The organism is Sporomusa sp. (assembly GCF_057736855.1).
Genome location: NZ_JBYKYF010000175.1, coordinates 1 through 2,109 on the forward strand (window position 1 = coordinate 1; position 2,109 = coordinate 2,109).

The window sequence follows — 2,109 nt, forward strand, 5'->3', positions numbered from 1 at the left end:
CCGAAGTGGCGGAGAAATTATCGCTCAGTATTAAAACCGTGGATACCTATAAGGCACGGCTGATGGAGAAACTGCAAGCAACCAAACGGAATGAGTTAGTCAGTTATGCCTTAAAATATGGTCTGTTGTCAACTGAATAATCTGATGTAAGGGATTTTTCCGACACCAAAATCGGGGATTTTTCCGATACAAGACAACTTTCAATTGTGTGATAATTTAGATAAGACGCGAGAAGGTTGTCTTTTTCGCGCAAAAAATCAAAGTATAAGGAGGATTTTAGGGAAATGAAGAAAAGAACCATTCTTCTTGTTGCCATCACCATGTTGTGCAGCATGTTGTTTGCAGGTTGCGGCGGCGGTGGCGATAAGAAAGCAGAAAAGGCTGCACCAGCAGCTAACAGCAACAAACTTATCATCTACACGTCCATGAAGGAATCGCTCATTGGCGGGATTGTGGAAGGCTTCAAAAAGAAATATCCCGACATTGATGTAGATTATCAGTCTGCTGGCGCTGGCAAGCTCATGGCTAAAATTGCCGCCGAGCGGCAAAGTGGCAAAATTCTGGCAGATGTTATCTGGACCAGCGAGGTGCCTGATTTCTAAAAAATGAAACAGGAAGGCATCTTAGAACAGTACAAGTCCCCCATGCTTAGTGAAGTTTTAAATCCATTCGATGATTTTGACGGACATTTTACTGCAGTTCGCTTAGGAACACTAGGTATAGCCGTTAATACGGTTAAAATTAAAAATCCTCCCACTCAGTGGTCTGATTTGTTTAAACCAGAATATAAAGGAGCTTTCGGTATTGCCGACCCGGCACTTTCTGGTACGTCTTACATGAGCGTAGCCTTGCTACAAAAACAGTTTGGTTGGGAATTCTTTGAAAAACTGCGCGACAACAAAGCCCGAATTGGTAAAGGGTCTGGTCAGGTTGTTGACGATACTGCTTCAGGCGAACTGGCAGCTAGTCTTGCTGTTGACTATATAACCAATGACAAGATTGATAAGGGTGCAAAAGTAGCTCTTTATTATCCACCAGAGCTGATCGTTGCTCCTAGTCCTGTAGCGATATTTAAAGGGACTACTAAGGCTGATGCTGCGAAGAAATTTGTGGATTATCTGTTAGGCCCAGAAGCTCAGACGCTGATTGCTGCTGAAGGTACACTTCCAGTGCGTACCGACGTAAAGATTCCAGAAAAATATAACCTGCCTACTCCTGATGAAGCCTTGAAACGTGCTATCAAGATTAACTATGTTGAAATGATGGCTTCCAAGGAAGAAACAATTAAGAAGTTCACTGAAATTCTCCAAGGCAAAAAATAAAAATAATGTAAGCAAAACAACTACTTACTTTGGCGGACGGAACAATCCGTCCGCCAAAACGGACAAAATAGAACAAAATAGAATTGATTTGTCAACCGCTCAGTATGCACGCAGAATCAATAGAGAAAACAAGTTTACTATTATGGGAGGGTAGAGCATGGACATAATCCGGGTAGAAGGTATAGCGAAAAGTTACGGCAAACATCAAGTACACAAGAATCTCACGCTCTCCATTAAACGGGGTGAGTGTTTTACTCTTCTCGGTCCGTCAGGTTGCGGTAAGACTGTGCTGCTCAGGCTTATTGCCGGCTTTGAAGCCCCTGATGCTGGGAGAATATCCATTAATGATACTGTAGTTAGCGATCCGGCAGGGAAGGTATTTGTTTCTCCTGACAGAAGAGGGCTTGGCGTAGTTTTTCAGGATTATGCAGTATGGCCGCACATGACAGTATTTGATAATGTCGGGTATCCTTTAAAAATTGCTAAAGTTCCTAAAGATGAACTACGGGATCGGGTTATGGCAGCCATCGAGATGGTCGGCATGAAAGGGCTTGATCGTCGTTTGCCATCAGAACTTTCCGGCGGTCAGCAACAGCGGGTGGCTTTAGCCCGTGCGCTTGTTGCCAATCCTTCAGTGATGCTTTTAGATGAGCCGTTAAGCAACCTTGACGCCAATCTGCGCGAAGAAATGCGGTTTGAAATCAAAGAGTTGCAACGCAAGCTGAATATAACGGTTCTCTATGTAACGCATGATCAGGAAATAGCTCTTGCCATCTCGGACCGTATG

At 43.8% G+C, this 2,109-nt stretch carries 4 protein-coding genes; all 4 read left to right on the forward strand.

Annotated features, from left to right (window positions below; all coding sequences use genetic code 11):
* Positions 1-5: 5 nt before the first annotated feature.
* Positions 6-140 (forward strand): response regulator transcription factor, encoded by a 135-nt coding sequence (locus AC29Z1_RS11605; RefSeq protein WP_488271630.1) that lies wholly within the window; start codon positions 6-8, stop codon positions 138-140.
* A 144-nt stretch (positions 141-284) separates the two neighbouring features.
* A complete protein-coding gene (locus AC29Z1_RS11610) occupies positions 285-602 on the forward strand; it encodes an extracellular solute-binding protein (RefSeq protein ID WP_488271623.1) in 318 nt (105 codons plus the stop codon).
* A gap of 3 nt (positions 603-605) precedes the next feature.
* Positions 606-1,322, forward strand: a complete 717-nt coding sequence (locus AC29Z1_RS11615; RefSeq protein WP_488271624.1) for an extracellular solute-binding protein — start codon at positions 606-608, stop codon at positions 1,320-1,322.
* 157 nt (positions 1,323-1,479) lie between these two features.
* Positions 1,480-2,109, forward strand: a 630-nt coding sequence (locus AC29Z1_RS11620) for an ABC transporter ATP-binding protein (protein WP_488271625.1), incomplete at its 3' end; no start/stop codon positions are given.

What these genes read in the sequence shown, in the direction of transcription:
- AC29Z1_RS11615 (WP_488271624.1), top strand. Translation starts at nt 606, where the DNA reads ATGAAACAGGAAGGCATCTTAGAACAGTACAAGTCCCCCATGCTTAGT.
- AC29Z1_RS11610 (WP_488271623.1), top strand. Translation starts at nt 285, where the DNA reads ATGAAGAAAAGAACCATTCTTCTTGTTGCCATCACCATGTTGTGCAGC.